The 14,103-nt window shown below is 36.0% G+C and carries 15 protein-coding genes; 2 read left to right on the forward strand and 13 right to left on the reverse strand.

Annotated elements, in window-relative coordinates:
• Window positions 1-54 precede the first annotated feature (54 nt).
• From ACFQIC_RS00005 to ACFQIC_RS00045, 9 genes are all read right to left on the reverse strand, one after another.
• A complete protein-coding gene (locus tag ACFQIC_RS00005) occupies window positions 55-753 on the reverse strand; it encodes a response regulator transcription factor (protein ID WP_390216877.1) in 699 nt (232 codons plus the stop codon).
• Between the two features lie 129 nt (window positions 754-882).
• Window positions 883-2,040 (reverse strand): F510_1955 family glycosylhydrolase, encoded by a 1,158-nt coding sequence (locus ACFQIC_RS00010; protein ID WP_390216878.1) that lies wholly within the window; start codon window positions 2,038-2,040, stop codon window positions 883-885.
• A 347-nt stretch (window positions 2,041-2,387) separates the two neighbouring features.
• Complete coding sequence (locus tag ACFQIC_RS00015; RefSeq protein WP_390216879.1) at window positions 2,388-3,098, reverse strand: cytochrome c biogenesis CcdA family protein; 711 nt, start codon at window positions 3,096-3,098, stop codon at window positions 2,388-2,390.
• Window positions 3,091-3,642 carry a thiol-disulfide oxidoreductase ResA gene (gene resA, locus ACFQIC_RS00020; protein WP_390216880.1) on the reverse strand — a complete coding sequence of 184 codons (552 nt, stop codon included), beginning with the start codon at window positions 3,640-3,642 and terminating at the stop codon, window positions 3,091-3,093. The genes ACFQIC_RS00015 and resA overlap by 8 nt, the downstream gene beginning before the upstream one ends.
• Window positions 3,643-4,194: 552 nt before the next feature.
• Window positions 4,195-4,797 (reverse strand): plastocyanin/azurin family copper-binding protein, encoded by a 603-nt coding sequence (locus ACFQIC_RS00025; RefSeq protein WP_204711963.1) that lies wholly within the window; start codon window positions 4,795-4,797, stop codon window positions 4,195-4,197.
• Between the two features lie 199 nt (window positions 4,798-4,996).
• Window positions 4,997-5,653 (reverse strand): response regulator, encoded by a 657-nt coding sequence (locus ACFQIC_RS00030; RefSeq protein ID WP_204711965.1) that lies wholly within the window; start codon window positions 5,651-5,653, stop codon window positions 4,997-4,999.
• 13 nt (window positions 5,654-5,666) lie between these two features.
• Window positions 5,667-7,334 carry an ATP-binding protein gene (locus ACFQIC_RS00035; RefSeq protein WP_204711967.1) on the reverse strand — a complete coding sequence of 556 codons (1,668 nt, stop codon included), beginning with the start codon at window positions 7,332-7,334 and terminating at the stop codon, window positions 5,667-5,669.
• Between the two features lie 238 nt (window positions 7,335-7,572).
• On the reverse strand, window positions 7,573-7,803 hold the full coding sequence (locus ACFQIC_RS00040) for an integrase core domain-containing protein (protein ID WP_204711969.1): 231 nt from the start codon (window positions 7,801-7,803) through the stop codon (window positions 7,573-7,575).
• The gene (locus ACFQIC_RS00045) at window positions 7,742-8,002 is read right to left on the reverse strand and encodes a hypothetical protein (protein ID WP_204711971.1); all 261 of its coding nucleotides are present in this window, start codon (window positions 8,000-8,002) and stop codon (window positions 7,742-7,744) included. The genes ACFQIC_RS00040 and ACFQIC_RS00045 overlap by 62 nt, the downstream gene beginning before the upstream one ends.
• 852 nt (window positions 8,003-8,854) lie before the next feature.
• On the opposite strand from ACFQIC_RS00045, the gene ACFQIC_RS00050 reads away from it, so the two are divergent.
• The gene (locus ACFQIC_RS00050) at window positions 8,855-8,992 is read left to right on the forward strand and encodes a hypothetical protein (protein ID WP_204711973.1); all 138 of its coding nucleotides are present in this window, start codon (window positions 8,855-8,857) and stop codon (window positions 8,990-8,992) included.
• Window positions 8,993-9,381: 389 nt separating this feature from the next.
• Complete coding sequence (locus tag ACFQIC_RS00055) at window positions 9,382-9,534, forward strand: hypothetical protein (protein ID WP_390216881.1); 153 nt, start codon at window positions 9,382-9,384, stop codon at window positions 9,532-9,534.
• Between the two features lie 34 nt (window positions 9,535-9,568).
• Here the strand turns inward: ACFQIC_RS00055 and ACFQIC_RS00060 are convergent, their stop codons facing one another.
• The 4 genes from ACFQIC_RS00060 to ACFQIC_RS00075 form a co-directional block, all read right to left on the reverse strand.
• Window positions 9,569-9,919: a GerD family protein gene (locus ACFQIC_RS00060; RefSeq protein WP_204711976.1), complete on the reverse strand. Its 351-nt coding sequence runs from the start codon at window positions 9,917-9,919 to the stop codon at window positions 9,569-9,571.
• 395 nt (window positions 9,920-10,314) lie between these two features.
• Window positions 10,315-11,550 (reverse strand): MFS transporter, encoded by a 1,236-nt coding sequence (locus ACFQIC_RS00065; protein WP_204711978.1) that lies wholly within the window; start codon window positions 11,548-11,550, stop codon window positions 10,315-10,317.
• Window positions 11,551-11,600: 50 nt separating this feature from the next.
• A complete protein-coding gene (locus ACFQIC_RS00070; RefSeq protein WP_204711980.1) occupies window positions 11,601-12,329 on the reverse strand; it encodes an MBL fold metallo-hydrolase in 729 nt (242 codons plus the stop codon).
• 20 nt (window positions 12,330-12,349) lie between these two features.
• A complete protein-coding gene (locus tag ACFQIC_RS00075) occupies window positions 12,350-13,003 on the reverse strand; it encodes an ArsR/SmtB family transcription factor (RefSeq protein WP_204711982.1) in 654 nt (217 codons plus the stop codon).
• Window positions 13,004-14,103 lie beyond the last annotated feature (1,100 nt).

Below are 14,103 nucleotides of genomic sequence, written 5' to 3' on the forward strand. Positions count from 1 at the left end.
ATTAAAAACAACGCCATGATGGTCCCACCAAGTTTTAGAACAACGTTATTCATCTTATGTCTGATCCTCTGGTGTATTAAATCTGTAACCCACACCCCAAACCGTCTTTATAGGGTTATAAGAAAGTCCCATTTTTCGGAGTTTCTCCCTTATATTTTTTACATGTGTATCGATAGCTCTTAAATCACGAAATTCACTTGGTGACCAAACTCTATCTAGTAGAATTTCTCGAGTAAACACTCGCCTTGATTGACCAGCGATTAAATAAAGAATATCAAATTCTTTAGGAGTCAACTCAATTAGGGTTTGAAAAACCTGAACCTCTCTACTTTCTCCATTGATTAATAAGTTTTCAAAGTGTAATAAACGATCATTAGACTCCTCATTTATCATCTGGCGGCGAAGCAAGGCGTTGACTCGGGCAACTAATTCTTCAGAAGCAAATGGTTTAATTAGATAATCATCCGCACCAAGATTCAAACCATGGACTCGATCCTTAACGTCATTTCGTGCCGTTAACATGAGAATAGGGACTTGTTTAATCTTGCGTATGGTTGAACAAACTTCCCACCCATCAATATCTGGGAGCATGATATCCAGAACTATTAAATCGTATGGTGTCTGCTTAGCCATCTTTATGGCTTCATTCCCATCCTTGGCTTCATCAATCTGAAATTTCTCTTTAGATAGATAGATCTTAACTAAATTTCTCATGTTCCACTCATCATCAACAACAAGGATTTTGTTATCCATCTAAACCCCTCATTTTTATTTAATAGTAATTTATAGATTTGTGTTATCTGTGAGTATTGAAAACTTATATCTTTATTTTCCACTTAATTGTAATAGTAATACCATGTCTTCACATTTCAACGAAAACCATTAATGAGTGATTGCTATTCCTTCATCCACACTCTGCTCCCAAGTTTCCCCTTCATCATGTGAAAAATAGATATCTCTCTTTTTAGTGGCAAAAACTAATTCATTGTTATGGGCAGGGTTTTGTTTCACATAAGTTATTACATCATCTTTCAAATCAGGAATAGACAGTTCGTTAATTTCATTCGTAGATAGGTTTAATTGTAAAAGCTTTGCAACATTCGACTCAGTGGCTATCAACAAGTTGTTCTGGTGGTCAAAAGAAACGGCTGATACAGCCCCTGAAACAGGTAGTTTTTTGAAACTATTTCCATAGTTATCTGATAAGAAAATGCCTTGGTTTGTGCCTATAGTTACGATTCCTTGTTTTGTTGGATGTGCTGCCAATCCAATAGCCTTCCCTTGAAGCCCCTTAAGTTCACTTTGGGTCCATGTCTTTGCTTCATCTACAGAATAATAAAATCCCGTTTGATCCATTTGTGAGTTTTCAGAAGGGTTAAATACATAGATTTCTCTTGTATCATATCCGACAGTCATTCCATGAAAATCAATTTCTCCGTATAAACCCAATTGTTCGAGTGTTTTTCCTTTATCTGTACTTTTGACTATACCAAGAGGATTGGCTAAGTCCGAACCAGGTGCAGGGTGCCCACTGCTAAAAAATCCATCACTAAACATAGAAAAACCCATGTAGTCGTGGTTGTCTCCTTCTTTCGGATTAGTCCAAGAACCGTCCTTGTATACTCTTAGCCCATCATGTGCTGGGACATATAATTCTTCTCCATCACTTGTATAGCCTAAACCATGAATATGCTTAAATGTTATTTTCTCTTCTTTATTTACGTTTGCAAAAATCACAAGAGGAATTACTGATAATAAAGACACAATAAGGACCCATTTATAAATGGTGCTTTGCTTAGATAAGGAATTACGTTTCTCTCGATTGTCTTTTGTTTTTAGATTTAACTTTTTCATTTTTGATTTAACTAAAACAAATAGAACTAGAAAAATTACGACTATCAATAGCGATGCTGCTATACCATAATTCCAATAATTTGTAATTTCTTCACCAGCATGCTCTTCTGTGCCATGAGCAAGTACGTTAAATGGGATAAAAAATAAGATTAAACCTGTTATTAAAGATAATATTGACTTCTTCATTATTTTCTTTGTTCACTCCTAGTTAGTTAATTTAATATAAAACATTTACTAGCTTACACAAAAAGTTTGAGGAAATTATGTAGTTTGGTTCCAACAAAGCAATTTCAAAATGCCATCGCTGAATACAACCAAGCAAATACATACACGCCTCCTGGTGAAAAGTCTTTATCCGAATCTACTAAACTAAAGATAAAATTGAATATTTAAAAAAAGAATCGTCCCATTCTAAAACAGACGATTCTTTTTTTATGTTAATTTATCTAAAAGATCGTGTAATTCAACGAGTGGATAAAAACAGAATCTATTCTTACTGCAATTTCATTTATAGACTAGACCCCTTCCTCCATTTAAAACCCCGTCCATCCTCCGAAAAACTGGTTTGTTATAAAGGAAGTCAATTGCGTCATCCACCCAAAAAATAAAAAGATACCCATGAAAATCATGGCATAACCTCCGAATTTCACAACCTTCCTATTATGCCTTTTAATCCATTTTAAACGTCCAATAAACAGTGCCATGATTATAAAAGGAATAGAAAAGCCTAATACATAACTGATCATATAGATCACTGCTTGATCTGGAGACGACACACCCATAGCAATAACCGCGGCAAGGATGGGACCCGTACATGGCGTCCACCCCGCGGCAAAAGCCATTCCCACGGCACTCGATCCAATATAACCTTGAGGGCGATTCTTAAAAGAAACCTTATAATCTTTCATTAAGAGTCCAGGCTTAAAGATTCCAACGGTGACAAGACCCAAAAAGATAATTAAAATGGCACCCAGTTGTCGGATTAAGTCATCGTAACGAATAAACCACCCCCCAATCCACGAAGTAGAAAAACCTATGGCGATAAAGATAATTGAAAATCCAAAGAGGAAAAATAACGTATGTAAAAGAGGTTGTTTTTGAGACAACAAATTTTTAGTTTTCAATTCATCAATCGACATCCCTGTTATGTAAGATAGAAACGCTGGATACAATGGTAAGCAGCAAGGGGATATAAATGATAAAAACCCGGCGCCGAACGCCAACAGTATATTGACATCAGCCATTTGGATTCCTCCAATCATCAGGTTGGATTCTCTTCATATAGCCGGAGATTTCCTTTTCCGTCATTCCAGCCGTAATACGATCCACAACTTGACCGTTTTCATCAATTAAGAAGGTCACCGGAATCGGACCAATTCCATAAGCATTTAGTAGATTTTCACCCCTGTCCATTAAAACTGGGAACGTCATCCCTTTACGATCAACGAAAGCTTGTACTGCAACAGTAGTCTCCCCTACATCGACAGACAAAACCTGAACACCCTTGTCTTTGAAGACTTGATATTGATTTTCGATATAAGGCATCTCCTCTTCACAAGGTTTACAGTACGTTGCCCATACATTTAAGAATACCCCTTGTCCTCGGTAATCGCTCAATTGAACGGTTTCGCCAGAGAGTGTTTCCAATTTGAAGTCAGGTGCCATGTCCCCTGCGTTAACAAGACCCGAATCCTTAGTGAAATTTTGGTATAAAACAAACCCGATTAGAAGGACGAATATGCCCAATATCGAAACACGCATTATTAATCGTTTCTTGCGATTTTTCACTACATGACACACCTTTCTGAACTTTCTTCACCAATATTACCCAAAAATATTTCTATGGGAATTATAAACGAATTTTATGTGGAATTTGTGTGAATTCATCCAAATAGTTAAATAATGAATCAAATGGATCCGTTGCCAACCGCTGGAGGGACACCTTTTTTTTAAACATTTATTGGTTGCAACCTGAGGTAGGGAACAAAAACCTAGTACCTTTCCATATCCTTAGTGATTTAACTACGCTTCGATGATAGTTTAAATCTTAGACAACCAAATTAGATACTTCATATTGTTAAATATCACCAATAATACAGTACCGGTAGAACGTTATGTAAAAGACGAAATCAATGATGAAGAATATAAACAAATACGTAAAGTAATTGAAGGAAGATAAAAAATATTTCAGTACCAACTTCAATGTGATAAGTATCTATGCATTATTTGTGAAGAAAATATGGAACAAGATTGAATTTACCCATTTAATATGAAGGCTATAATTTGAATTTGTTTCTTACATAAAAACCCAAATGTGATTAACATTTGGGTTTTTGCATACTATTCAACTATGAATTTACCTACCATACCAGTTTCTTTATGGCCTGGAATACTGCAGAAAAATTCAAATTCTCCTTTTTCTTGAGGAATAAATTTAACCCGCACCGTTTGGCCGGATTTTGCATTCATATGAATGTTTTTAGTTTCTCCTTCGTGACCACCGTCATGATCACCGCTCGCATACGATTTTTTAACACCCAACATTTTATCTAAGAAAGATAATGATTCAGGATGATCAGCCATTTCGCTCATATAAGTGATTTTTATATCCAACTTTTTTTGAGTTAAATCATGGAACATTTCTCCGTCATTGTTTAAAACGAGTTCATATTCCTCTCCCTTTGTTAATGTGATTTCTTTCGGGTCATAGCCCATTTCAAAGGCCGAAACATCTATAACATGATCATCTTTCTCAGAGCTATCTTTTTTCTCTGGTTCACTTTTTTCATCCGCCTTGCTTTCTTGCTCCCCAGTTTCTTCTGTCTCTATTTCTTCTTCAGATGATTGATCCTTGGCAGCTTCATCAGATGTTGAACACCCTGCTAGTAAACCACCTGCAATAAGGAGTGCCCCTGCCAAAAAGATTAACTTACGTGCGATCATTTGCCTTCCTCCTTGTGCGTGAATATATCGAATGTCTACATTATAATTGTAGCCAAAACATTTGATTTCTTATAGTAGAAATAGGTGCACTTTAAAAAGAGGAAGGTAGTATTTATAATGGTACTGCTAAGTGGTTGATCTCGTTCTTTTTTACTATTATTTTTAATTATATTTCTATCTTATTTAAATTATTGTCTACTTACTCTCCTATGAGTCCCTCTTTTATAGCAAAGGATGCCGCTTGATACCTATTGTTCACATGAAGCTTCTGCAGTATGTTCCCGAGGTGTTTTTTCACCGTATGCTGGCTAATAAATAACTGCTCTCCAATTTCTTCATTAGAATGACCTTTCACCACAAGTTCCAGTACATCCATTTCTCTATCACTCAAGTTATATTGAGAACCTTTTTGACTTTGAAGTTGCTCAGCCATACACTTAAATTCATGCAAAAGTTTATTGGCTAATCCGGGAGAAAAAGAAGCTTCTCCTTTTAACACTCCATGAATATGAGCAAATAATTCATCTAGATTCATGTTTTTTAACAAATAACCATTCGCTCCGTATTTAATGGACGTATATAAATCTTTTTTTTCATCTGAAACAGTTAACATGATTATTTTGACTGCTTTATTGTGCTCACGTATTTTTTTTACCGCTTCTAAACCACTACATTCAGGCATTTGGATATCCATTAGCACTACATCAGGTTCCATATTTTCTGTATGTTCCACAGCTTCTAATCCATTTATTGCCTCTCCAATGACCTTCATGCCTTCTTGTAAATTCAATAACTCTACAATACCCTTACGTAAAATTTCATGATCATCACAAACTAATATTTTTATTTTATTCATCATGCTCTCCTCTCTAAGGTATGGACAAAGTAATTCGTGTCCCCTCCCCTCTTTTGGTGTCTATGTGTAAGCCCCCCCCAAATAAATTCGCTCTTTCTTTCATAATTTCCAATCCATAATAATGTCCTTGATGACCTTCAGCATTTTCGTAATTAAATCCATTTCCATTATCATCTACCTTTATTTCCAATCCTCCGTCCCTCAGTTGGGCTGCTTTAAGAGTTATCTTAGTTGCATTGGCATGTTTTTTTACATTTGATAAAGCTTCCTGAATAATACGAATGAGATGCACTTTTGCATCTTGTGATAAGTTGTGATTGTCATTAGTAAAGGAGTCATCAAGCAATAGGTTTATTTTTATCCCCGTCTGCCTTTCGAAAATGCCGACATAATTAGCCAGAGATTCATTAAATGACTGCTGCATTTGAAACGGAGTGCGCAAGTTAAATAGATGATGCCGTATCTCATGATAAGCTTCGTTAGTCAAACTCTCTAATTCATTCGCTAACTTTTGCAATTTTACAGAATCGATGCTTTTTCCTTTATTGGAAAGGATAAGACTCTTTAGTACTTGTAATTTCATAGAGATCGAACCGATATCTTGAGCCAAACCATCATGCATTTCACGAGCTAACCGCTCTCTTTCCTCTATTATCGTGACTCCCTTAAGTTTTTGGTATAACTGACTATTTTCTATTGTAATTGAGAAGATTTGTTTAATACTCTTCACTAATTCCTGTTGCTGTATAGAGGATCTGATCTTTTCAGCTCCTTCTGCAATAATGAATCCCAAATTCTCGTCATTGCTTTGAAATGGAACAATTATCTTACCTTCTATGAACTCAAAATCCTCCCAGCATTTTTTCTTTAAGAATGCATAATCAGGGAGATCAACATTTTGAGTAGAAGCAATTAAGGAATACCCCCCCCAACTGGAGGTCCGAAGTAAGATAGCTACATCAGATACAGTTAATAATTTCTGAATTTTATGTGAAACTGTTTCGAATATGGTTTGAGCATCACGAGTGCTCAATTCACGAATAGTGGCCATCTCATTTGATATTTGGTACAAAATTTCTGTCTCATAATGTTTCTGAGTGGCTTCTGCATAAAGCTCTTTTATTACATTTTCCATCTGCTTTCTTTCCGATAGGTCCCTTGCTATAACAGCAATTTTATCTAGATCATTCATAAACGACAACGTCAGACTCACAGGAACGTTAATTCCACCTTTCTTTTTTAGATAACTCTCAAAAATACGAGAAGAATCAGTTTCTCTACTATAAAAATCTAGTTCGAAAGAGGGCAGAGAATTATTAAAAAGCATTTCAAATGTAAGTGAATAATCTAAATCCCATCCACTTAACGTTTTTGCTCCCTGATTCATATTTAGAACTTTTCCCTTTGAATTAAAGACGAATATCCCATCAACACTGTTATCAAACATGGCCTTTGCTTCAATTTCTTTTTGGTACGTTTGAAGTTCTAATTTTTCTAAAGTATGAAAAATCTGATGTGAAATGCTAATGGAAACGACGATAAAAAGAATTGAAGAAAAGAGAATATCTATATTTTTTGACAAATAATCAATTAATACATAGTGTCTAACTAATTCATAGCTGACAATGAAAAAACTAGTGACTATGATTGCCAGAACTTTATATTTTGTATATTTTTTCAATAGTTGTCACACTCCACCTATGATATGAATTACAATAAAATCAGACGTTTCACCCATTAAATCATATCACTCTTAGATTACCTACTTCACCGGATCACCCCCTGAAATTGGACAATACAGTGACTTATTTTTAAATTACACATAGTTCCTTTGATTTTCTAGTAATTGCTACTGCGCATTCGCATTCTAGCCTTGGAATAAGCCCTTGGTATGGGACATCGCTAGGGCTTATCCAAGGCTAGACGGTCTCAGCTTCTTGTGTAATCTTTCCATTATGATGAGTTTGGTAAAGTAAGGTTTGAATACTGGCATGCATACGGCGCTCATTGTAAAATTGGATATACCACACCAAAGCTTCATAGGCATGCGCATAACTTTCAAATTCCTCTCGCTTGAAACACTCATCTTCAAGAAGACGGTGGAACGATTCGATATGAGCATTCGCATTTTTTGGGTAGAATCCGTTCATGCTCCACGCCGAAGTCATCACAGGCCGCCCCATAAGCGAGGGAAGTGAATGGAGGCGCATTGTCGCTACGAATAGTCAGTTTCCTTTGATCATCATTAAACCACTGACGCTTAAATAGAGCCCGTTGAAGTGCCTGAGCTGCTTGTTTCGCAGTACACTCTAGTCCAATATGATAGTCTATGATACTACGATCATACACATCGATATAGGGTAGGACAAAAAAGAATCGGTCTTCGCCTAGATATAGCCATACTTCACATCAACTTCCCACAACTGGTTGGAACCTGACACAATGCGGTTTTTCGCCCGCACACGAGGATGTTTATGAGTTCGCTGACGTTGCGGATACAAACCTTCTTCTTCTTCTTCATCTTATTAGGGATAAATTGTATGTTTTATTAGATTGAAGAAAACAGAGGGTTTTTATACTCTAAAAAGCCCCTTTTTGATGTTGGACAGTAAGTGAGAACCTCTAAATAAGTGCTATCTTCATCCCCAACCAGAATGCTTTGTTGCGTAGGATGGTTAATATACATGCTAAACTAATATCTTCAATATAAGAATATCTCCAACATTTCTACGCTTGGCTGGATTTAGTTCAATAGGATATTAATTTTTAATATACAAGAATGGACAATAACCCTAGCATGTAGACGTTAAACCATTAAATCCGAAAGGCGAGACTTACCCCTACAAATGGAAAACTCCTGACCAAGAAGACGTCATAGAATGATCATCCAGTGAACTACAGGAACTCACAAAGAATACGATGCAAGAATGACTATATGACTCTTTATCTAAACCACCCAAGCAACCGAACAGATACTGGTACGAATGAAAATCCCCATGAACTCCCCCAGACTTAAAGCTGGAAGGTTTGGTTAGTGTTTACTTCTTTACGTTGACGCTAAGCTAAACTTAACAATATGTTCAGTACTGGTGAAGGTTAGCTTTAATGAATGGTGTACCTTGTATAACTAGCTGATATAGTGGAGAATATAAGCCTATAAGTTAGATGAACATTGATTGTTATAAAATGGAGGTGATAATAATGGACAGGAAAGGAAAAGTGCAAAAACAGAAACAGTCAAACAAAAATCCTGCGGATTATTACAGTACCGAGGAAAAGATGAACCGTACACCACGTCCTGTACCTCAACCAAAAGACTATGAAGAAATAGAGTATTGATCATACCATGTGACACCCGTATCTTAGCGAGTGTCACATTTTTTATTATAATAAGGACTCGTCTAATCTAAAAGCCGTTTGATTTTCAGTAATCAAGTATGGAATGTAATACTTTCTCGTCTAGGTTTTTAACGATTTCGGTCAATATTAGATAATACTGTCTATAATAGTGAAATCCAATGGTTACAAGTTGAGAAATGGGATAAAAAGAGAAGACGTGGCAAAAATAGTAACTCCTTGTAGTCGAAGGAGAACACGAAGCAATTATCTCCGACGAACTTTGGAATATTGTCCAAGCCCGCAGACAGAGTAAGTCTTTTAAACAGCGTCAATCCCACGAGCCTTTCCTATTAAGTAGTATCCTAAGATGTCTTAGGTGTGGTCAAGGCATGGTTCCATCTATCACTACCTATACTCGAAAAGATGGAAGTAAACGAAAACACCGCTATTATGTATGTGGTGTTTTCCACAATAAAGGGTCACCACATCACTTTGGTCTTCTTTTCGAAAAAGAGATAAGTGAATATAAAGACCTCCCCTAAATTACTCTAAGAGAGGTTTTTAGCTTGAAAATCTTTATTCATTGATAACTTCTTTTAATACATCACGCATTTCAGGCGATTTCATAACATTAACCATAACATCTTTCATTTCCGGTGTACTCATAATATCAACCATTGTGCTTCGCATTTCTGGTGTATTCATGACTTCAACCATTTGTTCTTGCATTTTAGGGCTTGCCATAACATCGACCATAGCTTCTTGCATTTCTGTTGTCATCATCATATCAGCTAATATTTCTGGTGACATTCCTTCGTTCATCATACCTTCATCAATATTTTCTGCTGTATTATTTGTGTTCATCATTCCGCATCCTGATAAAGTAATTGTTATCAGTCCTATTAGTAAAAAAATGTTTTTCTTCATTTTATTCCCTTCTTTCACTACACTATTATTTAATAAATTAACCCTATATATAATATTTCAAACTAGGTGCAATACAATGCATCATTAGCGTTGTATTAATATAGATAGAAAATTCGGCATTATTACTTTTTGCTCTTTGAAGTCAAAAAGAGCATCCCTACCTAAACAGGCGATTCTATCCATTGGGTAGTTTTATAAAGTTAAAACTAAAACAACAACGACACCACTCTAATCAAGTAAAGTGATTTTCCAAGTTTTGGTTATTATGGCCAGATGAGCGAAAACCGCTGCCAAAATCTCTGAATCCATCGCCCAATATTTCCGAAATAATTGGGGCACTGAACATTTTAAAGCCCAAGTGAACCTAATACCAGCTCGGTTTTTGATTATTACTTTTAAGGTTGTTTATTGAGAGACGGCAAAGTTTCATTTAATCGAATAGCTGCTATTAGCCCTGCACTTAATGGTAATAAAGCTACTAATCCAATCGCCCAATTGACATTTAGTGTATCTGTTAACAATCCTGCAAATAAGGCCCCAAATGCATATCCACTATCTCGCCAAAAACGGTAAACCCCCATTGATGAAGCTCTCCATTCTGGTTGTGCTACATCACTAATTGAAGCTTGTAGGGTTGGATATACCAGTGCGGTTCCTAAACCTAAAAGAATAGCTGCTATGAACCAAAGGCTATATTGGTTTACAAATAAAATCATCCATAGAGAAAGGGCCTGAAGCCACATCCCACCAACAATTAACCATTTTCGTCCGATTTTATCACTTAACGCTCCAGTGAATAGTTGGAAAAATCCCCATGAAGCTGGATAAATAGCAACTAACACTCCGATTTGTGATACGGTTAAGCCAACTCCTGTAAAGAATAACGGAAAAAGTCCCCAAGCCATACCATCTTTAAGGTTTGTGCTTAACCCTGCAAAAGTGATACTAGATAAACTTTTATTCTTAAATGTAGTTGTTTTGAAAACTTCTTTGGCAGATAAAGTCCGTCCATTATTTTTGGATGATTTTGTTTGAAGCTTTATATGTTCTTCTGTATCCCTTACAAGTAATGATAAGATAAAACCAATTACAACAATAATAATACCTAAATAAAATGGTTCCGGGCGGTTAGAGAAATTTGTTGCAACAAAACCAGAGACGGCAGCCATTACAGCTACCCCTACATACCCTGCAAATTCATTTAACCCAACTGCCAATCCCCGTTGCGTAGGCTTCGATATATCAATTTTCATATTTACAGTCATGGACCAAGCTAACCCTTGATTGATACCTAAGAAAATATTTGCTATTACAATCATCCACCATGAAGTTGCAAATATAACCAGTAAAGGAACTAATAGTCCAATACTCCAACCGATAATAAGGACTTTCTTTCTTCCTAATCGTTCTGCAATGGCACCAGCGAAGTAATTCACAATTGCTTTTGAAAATCCAAAACTAATAATAAAAGATAATGCCGCACTTGCTGACGCTAAACCAAAGTCTTCTTCACCAATAATAGGGAGAATGGTTCTTTCCAAACCAACCATTGAACCGACAAAGAAGTTCGTAACAACTAAAAGTATGAAATTTATTAAATTCTCTTTAATTCCAATTTGTACTTTGTTCAAACCATTCACCTCCCAAAAAGGGAGAACCAGAAAAGAGGTTCTCCACATTATTATTTTCCTTGGTTAGTTTTTCTCCTCTCTTTAAAACCTTCTGGTTGTGGTGGTACGTTAGATGTCATAAAACCAACAAATTCCTTCTCGTTATCGAATGTTAATGCTTCATTGTGACGTTTTTCAAACCCAACGGTTGAAGAAGGTTTACCACTTAAACCACGTCCGCAAACTGAGCCTGAAAATGCCCCCGGAAACAATTCAATATGGTCCTCTAATTGAGTAATCTTTTGTATGCTTTGATACAAATCTTTTGCTCCTTCTTCTACAGACACAGCCAATTCAGTTCTTCCGGCATCCCCAACCATTAACGTGTGACCAGTTAAGACGAACCAAGGTTCATCAGCTCTACGTTTATCTGAAACCACTATAGAAATGTGTTCTGGTGTATGACCCGGTGTATGCAAGAATTTTAGTAGTGTATTTCCTGCTAATAATTCATCCCCATCTTCAACTGAAGTAAAGTCATAACTTGTATCTGCTGAAGAATGAAGTACATATTTTGCACCTGTTTTTTCAGCTAATTTTCTTGCACCTGATACATGGTCAGCGTGAATATGTGTATCAATGACATAAACAATATTCATGCCTAAATCCTGAGCTTCCTTTACATAAAAATCAACTTGGTCTTCTAGTGGGTCTACCACTACCCCTTGTGATTGACTTCCGCAACCAAAGAAATACGATGCTGCTACTGGATTAGTGTGTAAATATTGACGAAATAACATTTTAAAAATCCTCCTTAGAGTTAATGGATATATTCAGCTTGTTTCCACTCATGAACCCCTTCTTCCATACGATAAGCTTCGTATCCAAGTGAGTTTAAAGTTTCTACAGCTTGTGTCGCAAAAGCACAATATGGCCCACGACAATAAGCGATTACTTTTTTGTCTTTTGGAATAGAGGAAATATGCTCTTCCAAGTCTTGAACAGGTATAGATAGCGCTCCCGAAATATGTTGATTTTTATATTCATCATCTGGTCTGACATCGATTAGAACAGCCTCGCCTTCTTGAATCTCTTTCAACATATCTTTAAGTTGCACAATTTTAATCTTTTCATTTCTTTCTATATAGTCTTCTCTAACGCGTGTAATATCACTAAACTGCACTTCAGTTAAGTTTTTAACCGAAAGCAAGAGATCAACTACGTTATCATCTGCTAAAGAATAAAAGACAAAGTTTTTATCCTTCCTAAATTTCACTAATTTTGCGTCAAGCAGTGACTGAAGGTGTTTCGAAGTATTTGCCACAGACATATTCGCTTCTTTAGATAACCTCTCTACTGTTTTGGGTCCTTGTGATAAATAATCTAATAACTCAAAGCGCTTTGGACTAGAAAGAGCTTTGCTAATTCGAGCGAATTGACTGTACACAAGGTCTTTAAATTCTCTAGGTTCCAAATCATCACCCCTAACCAATTCAACTAATTGATTGAATAGTTGAATTTTATAATATATAATTTAATTTGTAAAGGGTTAGCAAATTATGGAATGTAGATAAAAATTTGATGTTTTTATTATTCACAAAAAGAAGATATAAAATGAGATATAGAGAGTCTGATTTTCCAAATGAGGAAATGTGGAATAATTTATTTGACCCAATATATTCATATTGCAGACATTGGAGCTAACGAAAGAAAATGAATATTGGTTGTGGAACATTTTTAATCCCGGCAGCCCAGATTGTTAAAGGAAATTCTATTGGTGTTGAAATAGAACAAGCGCATCTATACGTTTTTTCAAACCTTAGACTTTTTTATGTGCTAATTCATTTGACGTGATGTAGTATTTCTAAACGGTATTTGAACTATATTAACCTTATGGCATCTCCCGTTTTGGAACTTGTTTGCCTGGCAATTTTCCTATTCCATTTAGAAAAGAGAGGCTATTCTTATTTTTTAGAGGGTCTTTCCTTTTCAAGAGAATTAAGTTTGACAAAAAAAAGTAAAAGGATATATTATTAGTAAGTGATTACTAACATTCACAAATATAATGAAAGTTATTACTAACAAACATGGAGGGGAATTAATGAGGGTACTGAAAACAATTGCAAACAGGACCGTAAAGAATCCAATAAAAGTAATAACGATTACTATAGTTGCTATATTACTGTTTGCCATCGGGGCACAGCAGGTGGAAATGGCAACAGGAAACAACACACTTATTGAGGAAGACACAAAGGTTTATCAGAATAATCTTACCTTGGAACAGGAGTTTGGCGGCGAATCAGTAATTGTGATTTATGGAGCTGACAGTGAATCCGATTTGCTGAAACCTGACACGTTTAAGCAAATGAAGGATCTCGAAAGCCAGTTAAGGTCACAAGATGGTATTTATTCAATAGTCGGCTCTCATACGGCTGTTCAACATATATCCGAAAATAAAGCAAGTAAATATGAAGAAGGCCTTACGGAAATGGCTGACGGGCTTGCAGAAATGGGGGGGGGATTGGAAGAAATCAGTACAAATATCGAGGAAAATGCTTCAAACCAGTCAAGTTT

Source organism: Halobacillus seohaensis, assembly GCF_042663045.1.
In the GTDB taxonomy this organism is placed as follows: Bacteria; Bacillota; Bacilli; order Bacillales; family Halobacillaceae; genus Halobacillus_A; species Halobacillus_A seohaensis.